Source organism: Streptomyces cyaneofuscatus, assembly GCF_033109485.1.
GTDB lineage: Bacteria > Actinomycetota > Actinomycetes > Streptomycetales > Streptomycetaceae > Streptomyces > Streptomyces cyaneofuscatus.
In genome coordinates this window covers 3,155,386-3,179,547 of record NZ_CP137002.1, presented here as the reverse complement: position 1 = coordinate 3,179,547, position 24,162 = coordinate 3,155,386, and the positions used below count along the sequence as shown (strand labels likewise).

19 protein-coding genes and 1 tRNA gene are annotated in these 24,162 nt (G+C 67.8%); 16 read left to right on the top strand and 4 right to left on the bottom strand.

Annotated elements, in window-relative coordinates:
- The first annotated feature begins 50 nt into the window (after window positions 1–50).
- A complete protein-coding gene (locus R2B67_RS13590; RefSeq protein WP_317818109.1) occupies window positions 51–1,106 on the top strand; it encodes a UDP-N-acetylmuramate dehydrogenase in 1,056 nt (351 codons plus the stop codon).
- A gap of 68 nt (window positions 1,107–1,174) precedes the next feature.
- On the opposite strand, the gene R2B67_RS13585 is transcribed toward R2B67_RS13590, so the two are convergent.
- Window positions 1,175–1,810, bottom strand: a complete 636-nt coding sequence (locus R2B67_RS13585) for an NAD(P)-dependent oxidoreductase (RefSeq protein ID WP_317818108.1) — start codon at window positions 1,808–1,810, stop codon at window positions 1,175–1,177.
- An 84-nt stretch (window positions 1,811–1,894) separates the two neighbouring features.
- Between R2B67_RS13585 and R2B67_RS13580 the strand changes: the two genes are divergently transcribed.
- The gene (locus tag R2B67_RS13580) at window positions 1,895–2,485 is read left to right on the top strand and encodes a TetR/AcrR family transcriptional regulator (protein ID WP_018510609.1); all 591 of its coding nucleotides are present in this window, start codon (window positions 1,895–1,897) and stop codon (window positions 2,483–2,485) included.
- On the opposite strand, the gene R2B67_RS13575 is transcribed toward R2B67_RS13580, so the two are convergent.
- Window positions 2,478–3,491, bottom strand: coding sequence for an adenosine deaminase (locus tag R2B67_RS13575; protein WP_018510608.1), 1,014 nt, complete (start codon window positions 3,489–3,491; stop codon window positions 2,478–2,480). The two genes, R2B67_RS13580 and R2B67_RS13575, sit on opposite strands and share 8 nt — an antisense overlap.
- 115 nt (window positions 3,492–3,606) lie before the next feature.
- On the bottom strand, window positions 3,607–4,833 hold the full coding sequence (locus R2B67_RS13570; protein WP_018510607.1) for a pyridoxal phosphate-dependent aminotransferase: 1,227 nt from the start codon (window positions 4,831–4,833) through the stop codon (window positions 3,607–3,609).
- Between the two features lie 213 nt (window positions 4,834–5,046).
- Between R2B67_RS13570 and R2B67_RS13565 the strand changes: the two genes are divergently transcribed.
- The 14 genes from R2B67_RS13565 to tuf all read left to right on the top strand — a co-directional run bounded on the left by R2B67_RS13565 (window position 5,047) and on the right by tuf (window position 23,187).
- Window positions 5,047–5,119: transfer RNA gene (locus R2B67_RS13565), tRNA-Trp, on the top strand.
- Between the two features lie 106 nt (window positions 5,120–5,225).
- On the top strand, window positions 5,226–5,513 hold the full coding sequence (gene secE, locus R2B67_RS13560; protein ID WP_018510606.1) for a preprotein translocase subunit SecE: 288 nt from the start codon (window positions 5,226–5,228) through the stop codon (window positions 5,511–5,513).
- Window positions 5,514–5,586: 73 nt separating this feature from the next.
- Window positions 5,587–6,468, top strand: a complete 882-nt coding sequence (nusG, locus tag R2B67_RS13555) for a transcription termination/antitermination protein NusG (RefSeq protein ID WP_317818105.1) — start codon at window positions 5,587–5,589, stop codon at window positions 6,466–6,468.
- 176 nt (window positions 6,469–6,644) lie between these two features.
- Window positions 6,645–7,079: a 50S ribosomal protein L11 gene (gene rplK / locus R2B67_RS13550; RefSeq protein ID WP_010058817.1), complete on the top strand. Its 435-nt coding sequence runs from the start codon at window positions 6,645–6,647 to the stop codon at window positions 7,077–7,079.
- Between the two features lie 80 nt (window positions 7,080–7,159).
- Entirely contained in the window at window positions 7,160–7,882 is a 723-nt protein-coding gene (rplA, locus tag R2B67_RS13545; RefSeq protein ID WP_018510604.1) for a 50S ribosomal protein L1, read from the top strand.
- 138 nt (window positions 7,883–8,020) lie between these two features.
- Window positions 8,021–8,920, top strand: a complete 900-nt coding sequence (locus tag R2B67_RS13540; RefSeq protein ID WP_317818104.1) for an SCO4651 family lipoprotein — start codon at window positions 8,021–8,023, stop codon at window positions 8,918–8,920.
- Window positions 8,921–9,206: 286 nt separating this feature from the next.
- Window positions 9,207–9,764 carry a 50S ribosomal protein L10 gene (gene rplJ / locus R2B67_RS13535; RefSeq protein WP_018510603.1) on the top strand — a complete coding sequence of 186 codons (558 nt, stop codon included), beginning with the start codon at window positions 9,207–9,209 and terminating at the stop codon, window positions 9,762–9,764.
- Between the two features lie 84 nt (window positions 9,765–9,848).
- Window positions 9,849–10,232 (top strand): 50S ribosomal protein L7/L12, encoded by a 384-nt coding sequence (gene rplL, locus R2B67_RS13530; protein ID WP_010058811.1) that lies wholly within the window; start codon window positions 9,849–9,851, stop codon window positions 10,230–10,232.
- A 622-nt stretch (window positions 10,233–10,854) separates the two neighbouring features.
- Window positions 10,855–14,340: a DNA-directed RNA polymerase subunit beta gene (gene rpoB / locus R2B67_RS13525; protein ID WP_317818103.1), complete on the top strand. Its 3,486-nt coding sequence runs from the start codon at window positions 10,855–10,857 to the stop codon at window positions 14,338–14,340.
- Between the two features lie 130 nt (window positions 14,341–14,470).
- Entirely contained in the window at window positions 14,471–18,370 is a 3,900-nt protein-coding gene (locus R2B67_RS13520; RefSeq protein ID WP_317818102.1) for a DNA-directed RNA polymerase subunit beta', read from the top strand.
- A gap of 453 nt (window positions 18,371–18,823) precedes the next feature.
- Complete coding sequence (gene rpsL, locus R2B67_RS13515) at window positions 18,824–19,195, top strand: 30S ribosomal protein S12 (protein ID WP_003948652.1); 372 nt, start codon at window positions 18,824–18,826, stop codon at window positions 19,193–19,195.
- A 2-nt stretch (window positions 19,196–19,197) separates the two neighbouring features.
- Window positions 19,198–19,668: a 30S ribosomal protein S7 gene (gene rpsG, locus R2B67_RS13510; protein WP_003966970.1), complete on the top strand. Its 471-nt coding sequence runs from the start codon at window positions 19,198–19,200 to the stop codon at window positions 19,666–19,668.
- 38 nt (window positions 19,669–19,706) lie between these two features.
- Window positions 19,707–21,836 (top strand): elongation factor G, encoded by a 2,130-nt coding sequence (gene fusA / locus R2B67_RS13505; protein WP_109979167.1) that lies wholly within the window; start codon window positions 19,707–19,709, stop codon window positions 21,834–21,836.
- A 157-nt stretch (window positions 21,837–21,993) separates the two neighbouring features.
- On the top strand, window positions 21,994–23,187 hold the full coding sequence (gene tuf, locus R2B67_RS13500) for an elongation factor Tu (protein WP_018490814.1): 1,194 nt from the start codon (window positions 21,994–21,996) through the stop codon (window positions 23,185–23,187).
- Between the two features lie 223 nt (window positions 23,188–23,410).
- Here tuf and R2B67_RS13495 read toward each other — a convergent pair whose 3' ends face one another.
- Window positions 23,411–24,136, bottom strand: coding sequence for a S1 family peptidase (locus R2B67_RS13495; protein ID WP_030561908.1), 726 nt, complete (start codon window positions 24,134–24,136; stop codon window positions 23,411–23,413).
- Window positions 24,137–24,162: the final 26 nt, after the last annotated feature.

Below are 24,162 nucleotides of genomic sequence, written 5' to 3'. Positions count from 1 at the left end.
GTCCGTGGCCCCGCCCGAGCGGCGGAGCCACGGACCGTACTCTTGTCCCCGTGCAGGAACTCCACGATGCCCCCCTCGCCCCCCTGACCACCTTCCGGCTCGGCGGCCCCGCCACCCGGCTCCTGACGGCCACCACCGACGCCGAGGTGGTCGCCGCCGTGGCCGAGGCCGACGCGAGCGGCACCCCGCTGCTGGTCATCGGCGGCGGCTCCAACCTGGTCATCGGCGACAAGGGCTTCGACGGCACGGCGCTGCGGATCGCCACCAAGGGGTTCACGCTCTCCGGTACGTCGCTGGAGCTCGCGGCCGGGGAAGTCTGGACCGATGCCGTCGCCCGGACCGTGGAGGCGGGCCTCGCGGGCATCGAGTGCCTGGCCGGCATCCCCGGCTCGGCCGGCGCGACGCCCATCCAGAACGTCGGGGCGTACGGGCAGGAGGTGTCCTCCACTATCACGGAGGTCGTCGCCTACGACCGGCACACCCGGGAGACGGTGACCCTTCCGAACGCGGGGTGCTCCTTCTCGTACCGGCACAGCCGCTTCAAGGCGGAGCCCGACCGCTTCGTGGTGCTCCGGGTCCGCTTCGCGCTGGAGGAGGCGGGCGGCCTCTCCGCGCCCCTCGCGTACCCGGAGACGGCCCGGGCCATGGGCGTCGAGCAGGGCGAGCGCGTCGCCGCGTCCGCCGCCCGGGAGACCGTGCTGAAGCTGCGCGCCGGCAAGGGCATGGTGCTGGACCCGGACGACCACGACACCTGGTCCGCGGGCTCCTTCTTCACCAACCCGATCCTCGACGAGGCCGCGTTCCAGGACTTCCTGGCGCGGGTCCACGAGCGCCTCGGCCCCGACGTGACGCCCCCGGCGTTTCCCGCCGGGGACGGCCGCACCAAGACCTCGGCGGCCTGGCTGATCGACCGGGCCGGCTTCACCAAGGGGTATGGCAGCGGCCCGGCCCGGATCTCCACCAAGCACACCCTCGCCCTCACCAACCGCGGCGAGGCCACCACCGAGGACCTCCTCGCGCTGGCCCGTGAGGTCGTCGCCGGGGTCCACGCGGCCTTCGGCGTCACCCTGGTCAACGAGCCGGTGACGGTCGGCGTCGCCCTGTAAAGCGTGCGCGTGCCTGTAAAGCGTGCGCGTGACCCTATGAGGCAGCTCAGCAGGCGACATGAGGCGGCTCAGTAGGCGACGCCCACGCCCTGCCGCACCGCCGCCGGGTCGTCGATCAGCCCGAGCATCGCGTGCGCCACATCCGCCCGGGAGATGGACCGGCTGCTGACGGGCGCGCCGCCCACCACCGTGCGGTAGACGCCCGTGCACGGCCCGTCCGTCAGCTTCGGAGGCCGTACGGAGGTCCAGTCCGTGGCGCTGCGCTCCAGGGCCGCCTCCATCCGTGCGAGGTCCGCGTACAGGTCCGCCAGAACCGCGCCGATCGCCTTGCGTGCCAGCCGGTCCACCAAGGGCTCTCCGGCGGGTACCGGCCCGACCGGGACCGCGCTCACCACCACCAGCCGGCGCACCCCCTCGGCCTCCATCGCGTCGGTGATCCGCCCGGTCAGCCGCTCGGCGACCCCGTGCGCCTTCCGGCTCCGCGAGCCGAGCCCCGAGAGCACCGCGTCCCGCCCCGCCACCGCCGCACGCACGGCCGCCGGGTCGTCGAGCGGTACGGCCCCGCCCAGCGCCCGGGCGTCGAACGTCTTCGGGAGCCTCGCCGGGTCGCGGACCACGACCGTCACCTCGTGGCCCGCCGCGAGCGCCTGGCCCACGACCTCCTGGCCGACGCCCCCGGTCGCTCCGAACACCGTCAGCCGCATGCGCTCTCCTCAGGTGGGTGAGTGTTCACTCACCTCTAGGGTGAGTGACTGATCATCCACCCGTCAAGCCGCAGGAGAACCCCCATGGAGCCGAAGCCGGCCCGCGTCCGCATCGTCGACGCCGCCCACGAGCTGATGGGCTCCATCGGCCTCGCCCGGACCACCACCAAGGAGATCGCGCGGGCGGCCGGCTGCTCGGAGGCGGCGCTCTACAAGTACTTCCCCAGCAAGGAGGAGCTCTTCGTGACCGTCCTCAAGGAGCGGCTGCCGAAGCTCGGGGGTCTGCTCGACGGCCTGGTCCCGGGGGAGGGCGGCGTCGAGGCCAACCTCACCGAGGTCGCCCGGCAGGCCGCGCTCTTCTACGAGCAGACGTTCCCCATGGCTGCTTCCCTGTACGCCGAACCGCAGCTCAAGCGCCGCCACGAACAAGGGCTGCGGGAGCTCGGGGCCGGCCCCCACCTGCCCATCCAGGGGCTCGACGCGTACCTCCGCGCCGAACAGCGCGCGGGCCGGGTCCGGGCGGACGCCGACACCTACGCGGCCGCCTCACTCCTGCTCGGCGCCTGCGCCCAGCGGGCCTTCGCCTACGACGCGCTCCCCGGCGGGACGCCCCCGCAGCCGCTGGACGCGTTCGCCGCCTCGCTCGCCCGCACCCTGCTGGCCGGAATCAGCTAGCCAGCCAGTCGTCGATCCCGGACAGCAGCTTGTCCCGTACGTCCACGGGCGCCGCCGACCCGCGCACCGACTGGCGGGCCAGCTCGGCCAGCTCCGCGTCGGTGAACCCGTGGTCGCGGCGGACCAGCTCGTACTGCGCGGCCAGCCGGGATCCGAACAGCAGCGGATCGTCCGCGCCCAGCGCCATCGGCACCCCCGCGTCGAACAGAGTGCGCAAGGGGACATCGGCGGCCTTCTCGTAGACGCCGAGCGCCACATTGGAGGACGGGCAGACCTCACAGGTCACCTGGCGCTCGGCCAGCCGCTCCAGCAGCCGGGGATCCTCGGCCGCCCGGACCCCGTGGCCGATGCGTGAGGCGTCCAGGTCGTCCAGGCAGTCGCGCACGCTGGACGCGCCCGCGAGCTCCCCGCCGTGCGGGGCCGCCAGCAGGCCGCCCTCCCGGGCGATGGCGAAGGCCCGGTCGAAGTCACGGGCCATCCCGCGCCGCTCGTCGTTGGAGAGCCCGAAGCCGACGACGCCCCGGTCCGCGTACCGCACGGCCAGCCGCGCCAGGGTCCGGGCGTCCAGCGGGTGCTTCATCCGGTTCGCGGCGATCACCACGCGCATCCCCAGACCGGTGTCCCGGGCGGCGCTGTCCACCGCGTCAAGGATGATCTCGATGGCCGGGATCAGTCCGCCGAGCAGCGGGGCGTACGAGGTGGGGTCGACCTGGATCTCCAGCCAGCCCGAGCCGTCCGCGACGTCCTCCTGGGCGCTCTCGCGGACCAGGCGGTGGATGTCCTCGGGGGACCGGAGGCAGGACCGGGCGATGTCGTAGAGCCGCTGGAAGCGGAACCAGCCGCGCTCGTCGGTCGCCCGCAGCTTCGGCGGCTCGCCGCCGGTCAGTGCGTCGGGGAGGTGGACCCCGTACTTGTCGGCGAGTTCGAGCAGGGTGGTGGGCCGCATCGACCCGGTGAAGTGCAGGTGCAGGTGGGCCTTGGGCAACAGACGTACATCACGCTCCATTTGAAGATCCTGCCGCACGGGCGGGCCGGAGCGGAAGCCGCTTTCCTCTTTGGAGTGGGCCTGAAACGAAAAGCGCCCCCGGCCGAGGCGGCCGGGGGCACAATTCGCGGGCTTCTCAGGCCTTGGCCTCGCCCAGCAGCTTCTGGAGCCGGGAGACGCCCTCGATGAGGTCGTCGTCGCCCAGCGCGTAGGAGAGGCGGAGGTAGCCGGGGGTGCCGAAGGCCTCGCCCGGGACGACGGCGACCTCGGCCTCGTCCAGGATGAGGGCGGCGAGCTCGACCGAGTCGGCCGGGCGCTTGCCGCGGATCTCCTTGCCGAGCAGCCCCTTCACCGACGGGTAGGCGTAGAACGCGCCCTCGGGCTCCGGGCAGAGCACGCCGTCGATCTCGTTGAGCATCCGCACGATGAGGTTGCGGCGGCGGTCGAAGGCCGTGCGCATCTCCGCGACGGCGTCCAGCGGGCCGGAGACCGCGGCCAGCGCGGCGACCTGGGCCACGTTGGAGACGTTGGAGGTGGCGTGCGACTGGAGGTTGGTCGCGGCCTTGACGACGTCCTTGGGGCCGATGATCCAGCCCACGCGCCAGCCGGTCATCGCGTACGTCTTGGCGACGCCGTTGACGACGATGCACTTGTCGCGCAGCTCGGGCACGATCGCCGGGAGCGAGGTGAACGTCGCGTCGCCGTAGACGAGGTGCTCGTAGATCTCGTCGGTCATGACCCACAGGCCGTGCTCGACGGCCCAGCGGCCGATCGCCTCGGCGTCGGCCTCGCTGTAGACGGCGCCGGTCGGGTTGGACGGCGAGACGAAGAGGACGACCTTGGTCCTCTCCGTGCGCGCGGCCTCCAGCTGCTCGACCGAGACCCGGTAGCCGGTGGTCTCGTCGGCGACGACCTCGACCGGGACACCGCCGGCGAGCCGGATCGACTCGGGGTAGGTCGTCCAGTACGGGGCGGGGACGATGACCTCGTCGCCCGGGTCGAGGATCGCCGCGAAGGCCTCGTAGATGGCCTGCTTGCCGCCGTTGGTCACCAGGATCTGGCTGGCGTCGACCTCGTAGCCGGAGTCCCGCAGCGTCTTCTCTGCGATGGCGGCCTTGAGCTCGGGGAGCCCGCCGGCCGGGGTGTAGCGGTGGTACTTCGGGTTGCGGCAGGCCTCGACCGCGGCGTCGACGATGTAGCCGGGGGTCGGGAAGTCGGGCTCGCCGGCACCGAAGCCGATCACCGGGCGGCCGGCGGCCTTGAGGGCCTTGGCCTTGGCGTCGACGGCGAGGGTCGCGGACTCGGAGATCGCACCGATGCGGGCGGAAACCCGGCGCTCGGACGGAGAAGTTGCAGCGCTCATGGGCCCCATGCTCCCAGACCGGAAAACCCGCCGGCACACGGGTTTCAGGGACCGGACAGGACTCGGACGGGAACCGGACAGGACCGGTCGGTAGTTGTCTGTTCGACGCAGCGGCCCTGAGCACGTACACTCACCTGTCGTTGGCCTTCACCAGCCACACCGTTTCCGCACCCGGGCACCGGGAAAGATGCGGTAGGTTGGTGGAAACCACCAAGGGTCGTAGCTCAATTGGTAGAGCACTGGTCTCCAAAACCAGCGGTTGGGGGTTCAAGTCCCTCCGGCCCTGCTACACACTCCTTCGCCAGGATGTGTGCGCATGTACGTACTTCATTGCACAGCCGTGCGGCTCCACCGGGCGCGGCACGGCCACGACCCGGAATCAGGTGAGAAGCGTGACGGACGCCGTGGGCTCCATCGACATGCCTGATGCTGAGGATGAATCCCCCGAGTCCAGTAAGAAGACTCGGAAGGGCGGCAAGCGCGGCAAGAAGGGTCCTCTGGGCCGTCTCGCGCTGTTCTACCGCCAGATCGTCGCCGAACTCCGTAAGGTTGTCTGGCCGACTCGCAGCCAGCTGACGACATACACCACTGTGGTGATTGTGTTCGTCGTTGTCATGATTGGTCTTGTTACCGTTCTTGACATGGGGTTCGCGCGGGTCATCAAGTACGTCTTCGGCTGAGCCGGCGGAAGGCGTCCGACCGGCGCCCCCACCGCATGTTCCACCCCTTTGTATCCAGGAAGAAGCAGCCATCGTGTCTGACCCGAACCTGAACGACGCCGTCGAGCCCGAGGCTGGCGCCTTCGAGTCCGCCAAGGACGAGCTCGGCATCGTTGAGGCTGCTGATTCCGAGAAGGCCGATCAGGCCGAGGCCACCGAGACCGCCGCGGACGCCGTCGCCGACGAGACGATCGAGGCCGACGACGACGCCGAGGTCGCCGAAGAGGCCGTCGAGGCCGAGGCCGACGGCGAGAGCGCCGACGAGGCAGACGAGGAAGAGGCCGAGCCGGCCGCCCCCGTCGACCCCGTCACCGCCCTGCGCGACGAGCTGCGCACCCTCCCCGGCGAGTGGTACGTCATCCACACGTACGCCGGTTACGAGAAGCGCGTGAAGGCCAACCTGGAGCAGCGCGCCGTCTCGCTCAACGTGGAGGAGTTCATCTATCAGGCCGAGGTGCCTGAAGAGGAAATCGTCCAGATCAAGAACGGCGAGCGCAAGAACGTCCGGCAGAACAAGCTCCCCGGCTACGTGCTGGTGCGCATGGACCTGACGAACGAGTCCTGGGGCGTCGTGCGGAACACGCCGGGCGTCACCGGCTTCGTGGGCAACGCCTACGACCCGTATCCGCTGACCCTGGACGAGATCGTCAAGATGCTCGCCCCGGAGGCCGAGGAGAAGGCCGCCCGCGAGGCCGCCGAGGCCGAGGGCAAGCCGGCTCCGTCCCGCAAGGTCGAGGTCCAGGTGCTGGACTTCGAGGTGGGCGACTCGGTCACCGTCACCGACGGCCCGTTCGCCACGCTGCAGGCCACGATCAACGAGATCAACGCCGACTCGAAGAAGGTCAAGGGCCTCGTCGAGATCTTCGGCCGCGAGACCCCGGTCGAGCTCAGCTTCGACCAGATCCAGAAGAACTAGCGCTTCCCGCCGGTTTCTGGACACATGCCTACCCAGCAGGTCAGAGGGGCTTCGCGGCCGCTCTGACCTGCTGGGTTTTTGGTCGCACAGCTATACCCGTTATCGTTGTGCGGTATGCCTCCATCCGGATGACCGGAATCGGCGGCGAAACACTCTCATAGGACCCGGAGAGAGCAATGCCTCCCAAGAAGAAGAAGGTCACGGGGCTTATCAAGCTCCAGATCAACGCCGGTGCGGCGAACCCGGCCCCGCCGGTCGGCCCCGCGCTCGGTCAGCACGGCGTCAACATCATGGAGTTCTGCAAGGCCTACAACGCCGCGACCGAGTCGCAGCGTGGCATGGTCGTGCCGGTGGAGATCACGGTCTACGAGGACCGCTCCTTCACCTTCATCACCAAGACTCCGCCGGCCGCCAAGCTGATCCTCAAGGCCGCGGGTGTGGACAAGGGCTCCGGCGAGCCGCACAAGACCAAGGTCGCCAAGCTGACGGCCGCCCAGGTCCGCGAGATCGCCACGACGAAGCTCCCCGACCTGAACGCCAATGACCTCGACGCCGCGTCGAAGATCATTGCCGGCACCGCCCGTTCCATGGGCATCACGGTCGAAGGCTGATTCAGCCCCGTAGCCCTCAGTGGTAGGACCAAGCGCTGGTCCGCACCACGACTCCACACCCTGAAACCACAGGAGTAGAAGTGAAGCGCAGCAAGAACCTCCGCGCTGCGGACGCCAAGATCGACCGGGAGCGCCTGTACGCCCCGCTCGAGGCCGTCCGTCTCGCCAAGGACACCGCCTCCACGAAGTTCGACGGCACCGTCGAGGTCGCCTTCCGCCTGGGTGTCGACCCGCGCAAGGCCGACCAGATGGTCCGCGGCACCGTGAACCTCCCGCACGGCACCGGCAAGACCGCCCGGGTCCTGGTCTTCGCGACCGGTGACCGTGCTGCGGCCGCGGAAGCCGCCGGAGCCGACATCGTCGGCGCCGACGAGCTCATCGACGAGGTGGCGAAGGGCCGTCTGGACTTCGACGCCGTCGTCGCCACCCCGGACCTCATGGGCAAGGTCGGCCGCCTGGGCCGCGTGCTCGGTCCGCGTGGTCTGATGCCGAACCCGAAGACCGGCACCGTCACCCCCGATGTCGCCAAGGCTGTCACCGACATCAAGGGCGGAAAGATCGAGTTCCGCGTCGACAAGCACTCCAACCTGCACTTCATCATCGGCAAGGTCTCCTTCGACGAGACCAAGCTGGTGGAGAACTACGCAGCGGCGCTGGACGAGGTCCTCCGTCTGAAGCCGTCCGCCGCCAAGGGCCGCTACATCAAGAAGGCCGCGCTGGCCACCACGATGGGCCCCGGCATCCCGCTGGACGCCAACCGCACCCGCAACCTCCTCGTCGAGGAGGACCCGGCCGCCGTCTGAGCCACCGTGCTCACCCGGTAGCCGCGTCGTACGCGTGCACTGTGTGAACGGGCCCCGCAACCTTTCGAGGTGCGGGGCCCGTCCCCGTATCCGGAGGAGATACTTCACGGGGATCACGACGAGGGGTGGGCGGGCCGGATGAGGACGAGCACGTTACGGCGCGTGGGTACGGGAGCCGCCCTGGCGGCCCTGCTGTCGGTGGCGGCCTGCAGCGGCGGAGGCGGTGGCTCCGGTACGGCGGGGAAGCCGACGGGCGCAGGCGAGGCCGACGCCGGCTCGGTGACGGCGCTCCAGCAGATCCGGAAGAAGACCGGCACCGTGCGGTCGGCCCGGATCGAGGGCACCACCGAGATGGGCGACACCGTCTCCATGAAGCAGACGGGGACCATCGGCTGGGCCGACGGCCTGACGGGCTCGCTCACCCTCACGTACACCGGCGGCACCATGGCCGAGGCCCTGAAGCAGGGCGGCGGCGACGGATCGGTGCGGGCCCGCTATCTCCAGGACGAGTACTACGCCGACATGGGCGAGGCCTTCGCGGCGACCATCGGGGGCAAGCGCTGGGTCCGGTACGCCTACCAGGACCTCGCGGAGCTCGGCGGGCCCGCGGGCGACGTCCTGGAGGAGCAGGTGCAGAACAGCACGCCCGAGCAGGGCCTGAAGGCTCTCCTGGCCGCGGGGGACGTCAGGAAGGCCGGCCAGGAGGACGTACGGGGCGTCCCCGCCACCCGCTACTCCGGCACGGTCGAGGTGGCGGAGCTGACCGGGCGGAACAGCGCTCTGGACGCCGGGCAGCTCGCCGCCCTCAAGGAGCGGCTCTCCGCGGCCGGCGTCACCACGCAGACCGTCGACATCTGGGTCGGCGAGGACGATCTGCCGCTGAAGAAGACCGAGCGCGGTGAGACGGCGGCCGGGGCGTTCAGCTCGACGGTCTTCTACAGCGACTACGGCACCGAGGTCTCCGTACGGAAGCCGCCGGCCGCCGACACGGTCGACTTCAAGGAGATCCTGAGGCAGCGGGCGGCAGGGCCCTCCTGACCTCTGCCTAAACCTCCCGCACCGGGGTGTGCAGCGCCGGATTTGCCCGGCGCGCCCCCGGTCGCGTACTCTCCACAAGAAGCCAAAGACCGCTGGTCGTCGCTGCGCTCTCGTCAGAGGGACAGTGACCGAAGGTTCCGCTAGATCGGACGACCTGCGCAGGTGACTGTGGAACCGCTCCCGGACTCTGTCCGGTCGAGCCGCGCCCTGGCACTTGTGCTGGGGCGTTTCGTCTTTCCCGGCCCCTTCTGAGCGGTCCTCATCACCCGGAAGGAGGCCGACGCTCATGGCAAGGCCCGACAAGGCTGCCGCGGTAGCCGAGCTCGCGGACCAGTTCCGCAGCTCGAACGCCGCCGTGCTGACCGAGTACCGGGGTCTCACCGTGGCGCAGCTCAAGACGCTGCGTCGTTCGCTCGGTGAGAACGCCCAGTACGCCGTGGTGAAGAACACGCTGACCAAGATTGCGGCCAACGAGGCCGGGATCGACACGCTGGACGACCTGTTCTCGGGTCCGACGGCGGTTGCCTTCGTCACCGGTGACCCGGTGGAGTCGGCGAAGGGTCTTCGTGACTTCGCCAAGGACAACCCCAACCTCATCATCAAGGGCGGTGTCCTTGACGGTAAGGCGCTGTCCGCCGATGAGATCAAGAAGCTCGCGGACCTCGAGTCCCGCGAGGTTCTGCTCTCCAAGCTGGCCGGTGCTTTCAAGGGCAAGCAGACGCAGGCGGCGCAGGTCTTCCAGGCCCTGCCCTCCAAGTTCGTCCGCACCGCGGAAGCTCTTCGTGCCAAGAAGGAAGAGCAGGGCGGTGCCGGTACTCCGGCTCCCGCCGAGGCCGCCGAGTAATTTCGCTCAGCGGTCCAGCGGGCTCCACGTACGCCCGCCGACATATACATCCGGCACCTGCCGAATAGTGGAAGGACGCCTATCATGGCGAAGCTGTCCCAGGACGACCTGCTCGCGCAGTTCGAAGAGATGACCCTCATCGAGCTCTCCGAGTTCGTGAAGGCCTTCGAGGAGAAGTTCGACGTCACCGCCGCCGCGGCCGTCGCCGTCGCCGGTCCGGCCGGCCCGGGCGCCGTTGCCGAGGCCGCTGAGGAGCAGGACGAGTTCGACGTCATCCTCACCGGTGCCGGCGAGAAGAAGATCCAGGTCATCAAGGTCGTGCGTGAGCTGACCTCGCTGGGTCTCAAGGAGGCCAAGGACCTCGTCGACGGCACCCCGAAGCCGGTCCTCGAGAAGGTCGCCAAGGAGGCCGCCGAGAAGGCTGCCGAGTCCCTCAAGGCCGCCGGCGCTTCCGTCGAGGTCAAGTAACACCCCGGGAGTCCGCGGACTCCCCGCGGGCGCGTCACGCGCCCGCACCGAAGGGCGATCACCCAACCGGGTGGTCGCCCTTCGGCGTACCCGTGGCGGCTGCCTTGAACTTCCGCCGGTGACGAGTAGGGTGATCTTCGCCGTGCGCCTCCCGCAGGGCGCCCAGGGGCCTCCTGAGGGCTTCCCGGGGGCGGCCGGAGCGAGCCCCTGGAGGCCCGTTCGGACCGGTGGGCCTTGACGAACGGCACGAGGCGCGCAATTCTCAGGACGCGTCATCACTTCGATCCGGATCCGAGGCATGGATCGGGAGTGAAGAGGGAAGTAAAGAAGCGCGCACCCCGCGCGAGGGCCTGAACACATAGGTAGTTGAGAACAGCTGTTGAGAGCGACGTGGGTCTCTGAGAACCCCGACTGGACATCAGTGTGCCGCTTGGCTACACTGACCCTTTGCGCTGCCTGTTAGCTGCCTCCTGCCCGTCACCAGGGGCATGCCCGCACTTGAGCATCGATGACCGACCCTCGCTGAGCTGGCCCTTTCGGCCCGTTCGGGACGGTGTGTCTGGGTGTCCAATGCGGGACCGGTACGCGCGTAGTGAGTCCGAGCCCTCGGAAGGACCCCCTCTTGGCCGCCTCGCGCAACGCCTCGACCGCGAATACGAACAACGGTGCCAGCACCGCCCCGCTGCGCATCTCTTTTGCAAAGATCAAGGAGCCCCTCGAGGTTCCGAACCTCCTCGCGCTGCAGACCGAGAGCTTTGACTGGCTCCTCGGCAACGCCGCCTGGAAGGCTCGCGTCGAGGCTGCTCTGGACAGTGGACAAGACGTCCCCACCAAGTCCGGCCTGGAGGAGATCTTCGAGGAGATCTCACCGATCGAGGACTTCTCCGGGTCGATGTCGCTCACGTTCCGCGACCACCGCTTCGAGCCCCCGAAGAACTCGATCGACGAGTGCAAGGAGCGCGACTTCACGTTCGCCGCGCCGCTCTTCGTCACGGCCGAGTTCACCAACAACGAGACCGGCGAGATCAAGTCCCAGACGGTCTTCATGGGCGACTTCCCGCTCATGACCAACAAGGGCACCTTCGTCATCAACGGCACCGAGCGTGTCGTCGTGTCGCAGCTGGTCCGCTCGCCGGGTGTCTACTTCGACTCCTCCATCGACAAGACGTCCGACAAGGACATCTTCTCCGCCAAGATCATCCCGTCCCGGGGTGCCTGGCTGGAGATGGAGATCGACAAGCGCGACATGGTCGGTGTCCGCATCGACCGCAAGCGCAAGCAGTCCGTCACCGTCCTCCTCAAGGCTCTCGGCTGGAGCACCGAGCAGATCCTGGAGGAGTTCGGCGAGTACGAGTCGATGCGCGCCACCCTGGAGAAGGACCACACCCAGGGCCAGGACGACGCGCTGCTCGACATCTACCGCAAGCTGCGTCCGGGCGAGCCGCCCACCCGCGAGGCCGCTCAGACGCTGCTCGAGAACCTCTACTTCAACCCGAAGCGCTACGACCTCGCGAAGGTCGGCCGCTACAAGGTGAACAAGAAGCTCGGCGCCGATGAGCCGCTGGACGCCGGGGTGCTCACCACCGACGACGTCATCGCGACCATCAAGTACCTGGTCAAGCTGCACGCCGGTGAGACCGAGACGATCGGTGAGTCGGGCCGGGAGATCGTCGTCGAGACCGACGACATCGACCACTTCGGCAACCGTCGCCTCCGCAACGTCGGCGAGCTCATCCAGAACCAGGTCCGTACGGGCCTGGCGCGGATGGAGCGCGTCGTGCGTGAGCGCATGACGACCCAAGACGTCGAGGCGATCACGCCGCAGACCCTGATCAACATCCGGCCGGTCGTCGCCTCCATCAAGGAGTTCTTCGGCACCAGCCAGCTGTCGCAGTTCATGGACCAGAACAACCCGCTGTCGGGTCTCACCCACAAGCGCCGTCTGTCGGCTCTTGGTCCCGGTGGTCTCTCCCGTGAGCGGGCCGGCTTCGAGGTCCGTGACGTGCACCCGTCCCACTACGGGCGCATGTGTCCGATCGAGACCCCTGAAGGCCCGAACATCGGCCTGATCGGTTCGCTCGCCTCGTACGGCCGCGTCAACGCGTTCGGCTTCATCGAGACGCCGTACCGCAAGGTCGTCGACGGCCAGGTCACCGACGACGTCGACTACATCACCGCCGACGAGGAGGACCGCTTCGTCATCGCCCAGGCGAACGCGATCCTCAACGACGAGCTGCGCTTCACCGAGCCGCGCGTCCTGGTCCGCCGCCGTGGCGGAGAGGTCGACTACGTGCCCGGTGGGGACGTCGACTACATGGACGTCTCGCCGCGCCAGATGGTGTCCGTCGCCACCGCGATGATCCCGTTCCTGGAGCACGACGACGCCAACCGTGCCCTCATGGGCGCGAACATGATGCGTCAGGCGGTGCCGCTCATCAAGTCCGAGGCCCCGCTCGTGGGCACCGGCATGGAGTACCGCTGCGCCACCGACGCCGGTGACGTCCTCAAGGCCGAGAAGGACGGTGTGGTCCAGGAGGTCTCCGCGGACTACATCACCGTCACGAACGACGACGGCACGTACACCACGTACCGCATCGCCAAGTTCATGCGCTCCAACCAGGGCACCTCGGTCAACCAGAAGGTCGTCGTCTCCGAGGGCGACCGGATCATCGCCGACCAGGTGCTGGCCGACGGCCCGGCCACCGAGAACGGTGAGATGGCCCTCGGCAAGAACCTGCTCGTGGCGTTCATGCCGTGGGAGGGTCACAACTACGAGGACGCGATCATCCTGTCGCAGCGCCTCGTCCAGGACGACGTCCTCTCCTCGATCCACATCGAGGAGCACGAGGTCGACGCCCGTGACACCAAGCTCGGCCCCGAGGAGATCACCCGGGACATCCCGAACGTCTCCGAAGAGGTCCTCGCCGACCTCGACGAGCGCGGCATCATCCGTATCGGTGCCGAGGTCGTCGCCGGCGACATCCTCGTCGGCAAGGTCACGCCCAAGGGTGAGACCGAGCTGACCCCCGAGGAGCGCCTGCTCCGCGCGATCTTCGGTGAGAAGGCGCGCGAGGTGCGCGACACCTCGCTGAAGGTGCCGCACGGTGAGATCGGCAAGGTCATCGGCGTCCGCGTCTTCGACCGCGAAGAGGGCGACGAGCTGCCGCCGGGCGTGAACCAGCTGGTCCGCGTCTACGTCGCGCAGAAGCGCAAGATCACCGATGGTGACAAGCTCGCCGGCCGTCACGGCAACAAGGGCGTCATCTCGAAGATCCTGCCGATCGAGGACATGCCGTTCCTGGAGGACGGCACCCCGGTCGACATCATCCTCAACCCGCTGGGTGTCCCGTCCCGAATGAACCCGGGACAGGTCCTGGAGATCCACCTCGGCTGGCTCGCCAGCCGCGGCTGGGACGTCTCCGGCCTCGGTGACGAGTGGGCCAAGCGCCTGCAGTCCATCGGCGCCGACCAGGTCGCCCCCGGCACCAACGTCGCCACGCCCGTCTTCGACGGTGCGCGCGAGGACGAGATCTCCGGTCTCTTCGAGGCCACGATCCCCAACCGCGACGGCGACCGCCTGGTCCAGCCCTCCGGCAAGGCCAAGCTGTTCGACGGCCGCTCCGGCGAGCCGTTCCCGGACCCGGTCTCGGTCGGGTTCATGTACATCCTCAAGCTCCACCACCTGGTCGACGACAAGCTGCACGCGCGTTCGACCGGTCCGTACTCCATGATCACCCAGCAGCCGCTGGGTGGTAAGGCCCAGTTCGGTGGACAGCGCTTCGGTGAGATGGAGGTGTGGGCGCTGGAGGCATACGGCGCCGCGTACGCCCTCCAGGAGCTGCTGACGATCAAGTCCGACGACGTGACCGGCCGCGTGAAGGTCTACGAGGCCATCGTCAAGGGCGAGAACATCCCCGAGCCGGGCATCCCCGAGTCCTTCAAGGTGCTCATCAAGGAAATGCAGTCGCTCTGCCTCAACGTGGAGGTGCTGTCCTCGGACGGCATGTCCATCGAGATGCGCGACACGGACGAGGACGTCTTCCGCGCAGCGGAGGAGCTCGGTATCGACCTGTCCCGGCGAGAGCCGAGCAGCGTCGAAGAGGTCTGACGGGTTCGCCGGCCGGATCCCCGTGATCCGGCCGGCTCTCCCCGGACCCGTTCAGACCATTGCTGAAGTGCCCCGTTTTCTCGCTTCCGAGCGAGGGGGCTCGAACCCCCGAAAGAGGGATTGACGACAAGTGCTCGACGTCAACTTCTTCGACGAGCTGCGGATCGGCCTTGCCACCGCGGACGACATCCGGACCTGGTCCCACGGCGAAGTGAAGAAGCCGGAGACCATCAACTACCGCACGCTCAAGCCCGAAAAGGACGGACTCTTCTGCGAGAAGATCTTCGGTCCGACACGGGACTGGGAGTGCTACTGCGGCAAGTACAAGCGTGTCCGCTTCAAGGGCATCATCTGTGAGCGCTGCGGCGTCGAGGTCACTCGCGCCAAGGTGCGTCGTGAGCGGATGGGCCACATCGAGCTGGCCGCTCCTGTCACCCACATCTGGTACTTCAAGGGCGTCCCGTCGCGCCTCGGCTACCTGCTGGACCTCGCGCCGAAGGACCTGGAAAAGGTCATCTACTTCGCCGCGTACATGATCACGTTCGTGGACGAGGAGCGTCGTACCCGCGACCTGCCGTCCCTGGAGGCGCACGTCTCCGTCGAGCGTCAGCAGACCGAGAACCGCCGCGACTCCGACCTGGAGGCCCGCGCCAAGAAGCTCGAGACCGACCTGGCCGAGCTGGAGGCCGAGGGCGCCAAGGCCGACGTACGCCGCAAGGTGCGCGAAGGTGCCGAGCGCGAGATGAAGCAGCTGCGCGACCGTGCGCAGCGCGAGATCGACCGCCTCGACGAGGTGTGGAGCCGCTTCAAGAACCTCAAGGTCCAGGACCTGGAGGGCGACGAGCTGCTCTACCGCGAGCTGCGTGACCGCTTCGGCACGTACTTCGACGGCTGCATGGGCGCCGCCGCGCTGCAGAAGCGCCTGGAGTCCTTCGACCTCGACGAGGAGGCCGAGCGCCTCCGCGAGATCATCCGTACCGGCAAGGGCCAGAAGAAGACCCGTGCGCTCAAGCGCCTCAAGGTCGTCTCCGCGTTCCTGCAGACCAGCAACAAGCCCAAGGGCATGGTGCTCGACTGCGTGCCGGTCATCCCGCCGGACCTGCGTCCGATGGTGCAGCTGGACGGTGGCCGCTTCGCGACCTCCGACCTGAACGACCTGTACCGCCGGGTGATCAACCGCAACAACCGCCTGAAGCGCCTTCTCGACCTCGGTGCGCCCGAGATCATCGTGAACAACGAGAAGCGCATGCTCCAGGAGGCCGTCGACGCGCTCTTCGACAACGGCCGTCGCGGCCGCCCGGTCACGGGCCCCGGCAACCGTCCGCTGAAGTCGCTGTCCGACATGCTCAAGGGCAAGCAGGGACGCTTCCGTCAGAACCTCCTCGGCAAGCGTGTGGACTACTCCGCGCGTTCCGTGATCGTCGTCGGTCCGCAGCTCAAGCTGCACCAGTGCGGTCTGCCGAAGGCCATGGCGCTGGAGCTCTTCAAGCCGTTCGTGATGAAGCGCCTGGTGGACCTGAACCACGCGCAGAACATCAAGTCGGCCAAGCGCATGGTCGAGCGTGGCCGCACCGTCGTGTACGACGTCCTCGAAGAGGTCATCGCCGAGCACCCGGTGCTGCTGAACCGTGCGCCCACCCTGCACCGCCTCGGCATCCAGGCCTTCGAGCCGCAGCTGGTCGAGGGCAAGGCCATCCAGATCCACCCGCTCGTCTGCACCGCGTTCAACGCGGACTTCGACGGTGACCAGATGGCCGTGCACCTGCCGCTCTCCGCGGAGGCGCAGGCCGAGGCCCGCATCCTGATGCTGTCCTCGAACAACATCCTGAAGCCGGCCGACGGTCGTCCCGTCACCATGCCGACCCAGGACATGGTGCTGGGGCTGTTCTTCCTCACCACCGACGGTGAGCTCCGTGACACCAAGGGCGAGGGCCGCGCGTTCGGCTCCACGGCCGAGGCGATCATGGCGTTCGACGCCGGCGAGCTGGCGCTCCAGTCGTCCGTCGACATCCGCTTCCCGGTCGGCACCATGCCGCCGCGTGGCTGGGTGCCGCCGGTCGCCGAGGAGGGCGAGCCGGAGTACCAGCCGGGCGACACCTTCCGGCTGCGGACGAGCCTGGGCCGCGCGCTCTTCAACGAGCTGCTGCCTGAGGACTACCCGTTCGTCGACTACTCGGTGGGCAAGAAGCAGCTCTCCGAGATCGTCAACGACCTGGCCGAGCGCTACCCCAAGGTCATCGTGGCGGCGACGCTCGACAACCTGAAGGCGGCGGGCTTCCACTGGGCCACCCGTTCCGGCGTGACCGTCTCCGTGGCGGACATCGTCGTCCCCGAGGCCAAGAAGGCCATCGTCAAGGGGTACGAGGAGCAGGACGAGAAGGTCCAGAAGCAGTACGAGCGCGGTCTGATCACCAAGGACGAGCGCACGCAGGAGCTCATCGCGATCTGGACCAAGGCGACCAACGAGGTCGCCGAGGCGATGAACGCGAACTTCCCCAAGACCAACCCCATCTTCATGATGGTTGACTCGGGTGCCCGAGGAAACATGATGCAGATGCGGCAGATCGCCGGTATGCGTGGTCTGGTGTCGAACGCGAAGAACGAGACCATCCCGCGTCCGATCAAGGCGTCCTTCCGTGAGGGCCTCACCGTTCTGGAGTACTTCATCTCCACGCACGGTGCCCGTAAGGGTCTGGCGGACACCGCCCTGCGTACCGCCGACTCGGGTTACCTGACCCGTCGTCTGGTGGACGTCTCGCAGGACGTGATCATCCGCGAGGAGGACTGCGGCACCGAGCGCGGTCTGAAGCTGAAGATCGCCGTCAAGGGCGCCGACGGCGTGCTCCGCAAGACGGACGACGTCGAGACCTCGGTCTACGCCCGCATGCTGGCCGAGGACGTCGTGGTGGACGGCAAGGTCATCGCGCCTGCCAACGTCGACCTCGGTGACGTCCTGATCGACGCCCTGGTGGGCGCCGGCGTCGAGGAGGTCAAGACCCGCTCGGTCCTGACCTGTGAGTCCGCGGTCGGCACCTGTGCCTTCTGCTACGGACGTTCGCTCGCCACCGGCAAGCTGGTCGACATCGGTGAGGCGGTCGGCATCATCGCCGCCCAGTCCATCGGTGAGCCCGGCACCCAGCTGACGATGCGTACCTTCCACACCGGTGGTGTGGCCGGTGACGACATCACCCAGGGTCTGCCCCGAGTCGTCGAGCTCTTCGAAGCCCGTACGCCGAAGGGTGTCGCCCCGATCTCCGAGGCCAAGGGCCGCGTGCGGATCGAGGAGACCGAGAAGACCAAGAAGCTCGTCGTCACCCCGGACGACGGCAGCGACGAGACGGCGTTCCCGATCTCGAAGCGTGCCCGTCTGCTCGTGGGCGAGGGCGACCCGGTCGAGGTGGGCCAGAAGCTCACCGTGGGTGCGACCAACCCGCACGACGTGCTGCGCATCCTCGGCCAGCGTGCGGTCCAGGTCCACCTGGTCGGCGAAGTCCAGAAGGTCTACAACTCGCAGGGCGTGTCGATCCACGACAAGCACATCGAGATCATCATCCGGCAGATGCTCCGCCGCGTGACGATCATCGAGTCCGGCGACGCGGAGCTGCTTCCGGGCGAGCTGGTCGAGCGGTCGAAGTTCGAGACCGAGAACCGTCGTGTGGTCACCGAGGGCGGTCACCCCGCCTCCGGCCGTCCGCAGCTGATGGGTATCACCAAGGCCTCGCTCGCCACCGAGTCGTGGCTGTCGGCGGCGTCCTTCCAGGAGACGACCAGGGTTCTGACCGACGCGGCGATCAACGCCAAGTCGGACTCCCTGATCGGCCTCAAGGAGAACGTCATCATCGGTAAGCTCATCCCGGCCGGTACGGGCCTGTCCCGCTACCGCAACATCCGGGTCGAGCCGACCGAGGAGGCCAAGGCCGCGATGTACTCGGCCGTCGGCTACGACGACATCGACTACTCGCCGTTCGGCACCGGCTCCGGCCAGGCCGTCCCGCTGGAGGACTACGACTACGGTCCGTACAACCAGTAAGCGAGTCGCTTGAACGACCGGAGGGCGGTCACCCCGATACGTACGGGGTGACCGCCCTCCGGCGTGTGCGGGGACGGCCTTCCCGGGGTCTGGAAGCCCTGCTGACGGCCGGGCGGCGGACGGTGGGCCGCCGGGGCGCTGAGCTGCGCGGGAAAGGACTACGCGGGTGGTCGTCGCCATCGGTGGCCGGAGGTCCGGAGCCCGCCCCGCGGGCGTGGACAGCATTTGTTTTGACCCAGCTGCGTGAGGTAGGTACGCTCAAGCCTTGTGCCTGGGGTGTGCCTGGGCTCCGGTGCGTGTCCTCAACCGCATCGCGAGCTCGTCCGTAGCCACCGCAATCTGCGCCCCTTCTGCCCCCAGGGCAGGAGCCTGCAGTATTCGACACACCCGACCGCGTGGGTCGGCGATGTTCCAGGTTAGTTTCACGAACGGCACACAGAAACCGGAGAAGTAGTGCCTACGATCCAGCAGCTGGTCCGGAAGGGCCGGCAGGACAAGGTCGAGAAGAACAAGACGCCCGCGCTCGAGGGTTCGCCCCAGCGTCGCGGTGTCTGCACGCGTGTGTTCACGACCACCCCGAAGAAGCCGAACTCGGCGCTCCGTAAGGTCGCGCGTGTGCGTCTGACCTCCGGCATCGAGGTCACGGCCTACATCCCGGGTGAGGGACACAACCTGCAGGAGCACTCCATCGTGCTCGTGCGTGGTGGCCGTGTGAAGGACCTGCCGGGTGTTCGTTACAAGATCATCCGCGGCTCCCTTGACACCCAGGGTGTCAAGAACCGCAAGCAGGCCCGCAGCCGCTACGGCGCCAAGAAGGAGAAGTAAGAATGCCTCGTAAGGGCCCCGCCCCGAAGCGCCCGGTCATCATCGACCCGGTCTACAGCTCTCCTCTTGTCACGTCGCTGATCAACAAGATCCTGCTCGACGGCAAGCGTTCCACCGCCGAGCGGATCGTCTACGGCGCCATGGAAGGCCTCCGCGAGAAGACCGGCAACGACCCGGTCATCACGCTGAAGCGCGCGCTTGAGAACGTCAAGCCCTCGCTCGAGGTCAAGTCCCGCCGTGTCGGTGGCGCCACCTACCAGGTGCCGATCGAGGTCAAGCCCGGTCGCGCCTCCACCCTCGCTCTGCGCTGGCTCGTCGGTTACTCCCGCGCCCGCCGCGAGAAGACCATGACCGAGCGCCTCATGAACGAACTGCTCGACGCCTCCAACGGCCTCGGCGCTTCGGTCAAGAAGCGTGAGGACACCCACAAGATGGCCGAGTCCAACAAGGCCTTCGCGCACTACCGCTGGTAGTCGCTACCCCCATCGAGACCGAGAGAAGATTGAGCCTTATGGCCACCACTTCGCTTGACCTGGCCAAGGTCCGCAACATTGGGATCATGGCCCACATCGACGCGGGGAAGACGACCACCACTGAGCGGATCCTCTTCTACACCGGTGTGAGCTACAAGATCGGTGAAGTCCACGACGGCGCTGCCACGATGGACTGGATGGAGCAGGAGCAGGAGCGCGGCATCACGATCACGTCCGCCGCGACGACCTGTCACTGGCCGCTCAACGATGTTGACCACACCATCAACATCATCGACACCCCGGGTCACGTCGACTTCACCGTCGAGGTGGAGCGTTCGCTCCGCGTCCTCGACGGCGCCGTCACCGTGTTCGACGGTGTGGCCGGCGTCGAGCCGCAGTCCGAGACCGTCTGGCGTCAGGCGGACCGCTACGGCGTTCCGCGTATCTGCTTCGTCAACAAGCTCGACCGCACCGGTGCCGACTTCTTCCGTTGCGTCGAGATGATCGTGGACCGCCTCGGCGCGACCCCGATCGTCATGCAGCTCCCCATCGGCGCCGAAGCGGACTTCACGGGCGTCGTCGACCTCGTGTCGATGAAGGCCTTCGTGTACCCCGAAGAGGCCGCCAAGGGCGAGATGTACAACATCGTCGACATCCCGGAGAACCTCCAGGAGTCGGCCGTCGAGTGGCGCGGCAAGCTCCTCGAAGCCGTCGCCGAGAACGACGACGCCATGATGGAGCTGTACCTGGAGGGCAACGAGCCCACCCAGGAGCAGCTGCACGAGGCGATCCGCCGTATCACCCTGGCCTCGAAGGGTGGCGCCGACTCCGTCACCGTCACCCCGGTGTTCTGTGGCACCGCGTTCAAGAACAAGGGCGTCCAGCCCCTGCTCGACGCGGTCGTCCGCTACCTGCCTTCCCCCCTGGACGTCGAGGCCATCGAGGGCCACGACGTCAAGGACCCCGAGACCGTCGTGAAGCGCAAGCCCTCGGACGACGAGCCGTTCTCCGGCCTGGCGTTCAAGATCGCGAGCGACCCGCACCTCGGCAAGCTCACCTTCGTCCGGATCTACTCCGGTCGCCTGGAGGCCGGCACCGCGGTGCTGAACTCCGTCAAGGGCAAGAAGGAGCGCATCGGCAAGATCTACCGCATGCACGCGAACAAGCGTGAGGAGATCCAGTCGGTGGGCGCGGGCGACATCATCGCCGTCATGGGCCTGAAGCAGACCACCACCGGTGAGACGCTGTGTGACGACAAGAACCCGGTCATCCTGGAGTCCATGGACTTCCCGGCGCCGGTCATCCAGGTCGCCATCGAGCCCAAGTCCAAGGGTGACCAGGAGAAGCTGGGTGTCGCCATCCAGCGCCTCTCGGAGGAGGATCCCTCCTTCCAGGTGCACTCCGACGAGGAGACCGGCCAGACCATCATCGGTGGTATGGGCGAGCTTCACCTCGAGGTGCTCGTCGACCGCATGAAGCGCGAGTTCCGCGTCGAGGCGAACGTCGGCAAGCCCCAGGTCGCGTACCGCGAGACGATCCGCAAGGCCGTCGAGCGCATCGACTACACGCACAAGAAGCAGACTGGTGGTACCGGCCAGTTCGCGAAGGTGCAGATCGCCCTCGAGCCCATCGAGGGTGGCGACGCCTCCTACGAGTTCGTCAACAAGGTCACCGGTGGCCGCATCCCCCGTGAGTACATTCCCTCGGTGGACGCGGGTGCCCAGGAAGCCATGCAGTTCGGCATCCTGGCCGGTTACGAGATGGTCGGCGTCCGCGTCACCCTTCTCGACGGTGGTTACCACGAGGTCGACTCCTCGGAGCTCGCCTTCAAGATCGCCGGTTCGCAGGCGTTCAAGGAGGGTGCCCGCAAGGCCTCTCCCGTTCTCCTGGAGCCGATGATGGCCGTCGAGGTCACCACGCCCGAGGACTACATGGGCGATGTCATCGGCGACCTCAACTCCCGCCGTGGCCAGATCCAGGCCATGGAGGAGCGCAGCGGCGCTCGCGTCGTGAAGGGCCTCGTGCCCCTCTCGGAGATGTTCGGCTACGTCGGAGACCTCCGCAGCAAGACCTCGGGTCGCGCAAGCTACTCGATGCAGTTCGACTCCTACGCCGAGGTTCCGCGGAACGTCGCCGAGGAGATCATCGCGAAGGCCAAGGGCGAGTAACTCTCCCGAGCTCACGCTTTAGGCTTGTCACCGGAGCCTGGTGGGCATGCGGCACAGCGCGCGAGCACTGTGCCGTATGCCCCCGGCGCCGGCACCCCAGCAAAGATCACCTGGCGCCGATGAAGCAAGGCGTACAGAACCACTCAGGAGGACCCCAGTGGCGAAGGCAAAGTTCGAGCGGACTAAGCCCCACGTCAACATCGGCACCATCGGTCACATCGACCACGGTAAGACGACCCTCACGGCCGCCATTACCAAGGTGCTGCACGACGCGTACCCGGACCTGAACGAGGCCTCGGCCTTCGACCAGATCGACAAGGCTCCCGAAGAGCGCCAGCGCGGTATCACCATCTCCATCGCGCACGTCGAGTACCAGACGGAGTCGCGTCACTACGCGCACGTCGACTGCCCCGGTCACGCGGACTACATCAAGAACATGATCACGGGTGCGGCGCAGATGGACGGCGCCATCCTCGTCGTCGCCGCCACCGACGGCCCGATGCCGCAGACCAAGGAGCACGTGCTCCTGGCCCGCCAGGTCGGCGTTCCGTACATCGTCGTCGCCCTGAACAAGGCCGACATGGTGGACGACGAGGAGATCCTGGAGCTCGTCGAGCTCGAGGTCCGTGAGCTCCTCTCCGAGTACGAGTTCCCGGGCGACGACGTTCCCGTCGTCAAGGTCTCGGCGCTCAAGGCTCTCGAGGGCGACAAGGAGTGGGGCCAGTCGGTCCTGAACCTGATGGCCGCCGTGGACGAGTCCATCCCGCAGCCCGAGCGTGACGTCGAGAAGCCGTTCCTCATGCCGATCGAGGACGTCTTCACGATCACCGGTCGCGGTACGGTCGTCACCGGCCGCATCGAGCGTGGTGTCCTCAAGGTCAACGAGACCGTCGACATCGTCGGTATCAAGACCGAGAAGACCACCACCACGGTCACCGGCATCGAGATGTTCCGCAAGCTGCTCGACGAGGGCCAGGCCGGTGAGAACGTCGGTCTGCTCCTCCGTGGCATCAAGCGCGAGGACGTCGAGCGCGGCCAGGTCATCATCAAGCCGGGTTCGGTCACGCCGCACACCGAGTTCCAGGCGCAGTCCTACATCCTGTCGAAGGACGAGGGTGGCCGTCACACCCCGTTCTTCAACAACTACCGCCCGCAGTTCTACTTCCGTACCACGGACGTGACGGGCGTTGTGACCCTTCCCGAGGGCACCGAGATGGTCATGCCGGGTGACAACACCCTCATGGACGTCGCGCTGATCCAGCCGGTCGCCATGGAAGAGGGCCTGAAGTTCGCCATCCGTGAGGGTGGCCGGACCGTGGGCGCCGGCCAGGTCACCAAGATCATCAAGTAGTTTCTGCTTGGTCCTTGGACCTGGTGGCTCACTGAGTCGCAAGAAGGGCCCCGCACCTCGTACGAGGTGCGGGGCCCTTCGCTGTGCCCGGAGCACTCAGGGGTACGCCCCCCACATGGATGTAGGGCCCCGGTACCTCAGGGCGGAGAGGTACGGGGGCCCTACGTTGAGAGAGGGACGGCGGGTCGGTCAGGTGCCCGCCGCCCCCAGGGGTGAGCGCAGGTCAGACGCCCGCGATGGACTGGATCCAGGAGCGGTACGCGGTGACGTTCGTGTACGCCGTCGTGGTCTGCCGGTCGCTGGTGGAGGCCACGCCGACCTGGATGCCGTTGGCCGTCATCGGGCCGCCGGAGTCGCCGCCGGCGGTGATGCCGTTGCCGCGGCGGGCGCAGATCGCCGAGCCGCCGTACGCGTCACCGCAGCCGCCGGTCACCGTCACGTTGGCGACCTTCAGGTAGCGGGACTGGCAGTTGGCCTCCGAGCCGCACTGCGAGGTGGCGCCCCAGCCCCAGACCTGGACGCTCTGCCCGACGCTCACCGAGCCGGGGTTGCCGAGGCGGGAGTAGGTCGTCTGCACGGAGCGGTCCAGGCGGACCAGGGAGATGTCCGCGCTGTGGTTGTACGTCTGGACGCCGTTGGCCACCACGCCGCCGCTGTGCTGGTCGAGGCTGCCGATGCGGAACGACAGGCCGCCGCCCGTGACACAGTGCCGGGCGGTGAGGATCCAGGTCGGCGCGATGATCGTCGCCGAACAGGTCTCTCTGCCCTGCGAGAAGAGCCGCGCGGCCCAGGGGGCGTTGGACGCCTGGCCGCCGCCGATGATCTGAGTGGTCGGGGGCGGGGCGTCCTGGAGCGGGGGCTGCGGGGCGGCGGTGGCGGCGGGGCTGAGAAGAGCGAGGACGGTGGCCGCGGCGGCGAGGGCAGCGGGAACTAGCCTTGCTATTCGCATGGTTCCTCATTTCGGGGAGCACGCTG